This is a genomic window from Mesorhizobium sp. M7A.F.Ca.ET.027.03.2.1, from assembly GCF_003999175.1.
Lineage (GTDB): Bacteria > Pseudomonadota > Alphaproteobacteria > Rhizobiales > Rhizobiaceae > Mesorhizobium.
On record NZ_RZOM01001740.1, the window covers coordinates 1 to 656 of the forward strand.

Sequence of the window (656 nt, forward strand, 5' to 3'; positions counted from 1 at the left end):
ATGTTTGAGGATGGATCGTCTCGACAAAGTATTCTTCATTTTTTCATTCCCCTTTGTTGTCGATTAGAGATGTTGATGTTGTCAGTGTCTTCACGCGATTGAAGCGCTGTCCTCCTTTCCCTTGCCGTCTGCCAGAAGCCGATCGCGAACGCGCTCGAGCTCCTGGCAGGCATTTTCAAGCTCGCTCACCTCAAATCCATCGGCGTATGCAAAGCCTGCATCACGAAGGCAGGTCGCCAAACGCCCATGAAAGCGGACCGTCGATTTGTCGACCGTGAGGCCTGATTCAAGCTCATGATTACGGTTCCAAGTCACAGCCTCATCAGCATCAAGGCGCTCTGGCAGGTTGAGAGAAAGATTGCCGCGTTCGTCGAGCTCGACAGGATAGCCACCTGGTAGGCCATTGGGTCCCGGGACATGGCCGACCCAGGCTTGAGAGCTCGCCAAGGCCTGGATCAGGGTCACTCCGCTCGCCCCTGATACTTCAATGGCCGGCTCTCTCGTCAGCCGAACATCGGGGAAGGTGGCAAATACGTCAGCAATCTCATCGTTGGCGACGAATACCCGTGGTGGATTAGCGCCGATCCGACGATCGGGAGACTCGCGCCAAGGTCCGAGAGATTGATAGTGGGCAAGGACCTTCAGAGGTCCCGCAC

At 55.9% G+C, this 656-nt stretch carries 1 pseudogene; it reads right to left on the bottom strand.

The features are described 5' to 3' along the window. Positions 1 to 90: 90 nt before the first annotated feature. Positions 91 to 656 (bottom strand): annotated as a pseudogene (locus EN750_RS37760) (hypothetical protein); the annotation flags it as partial.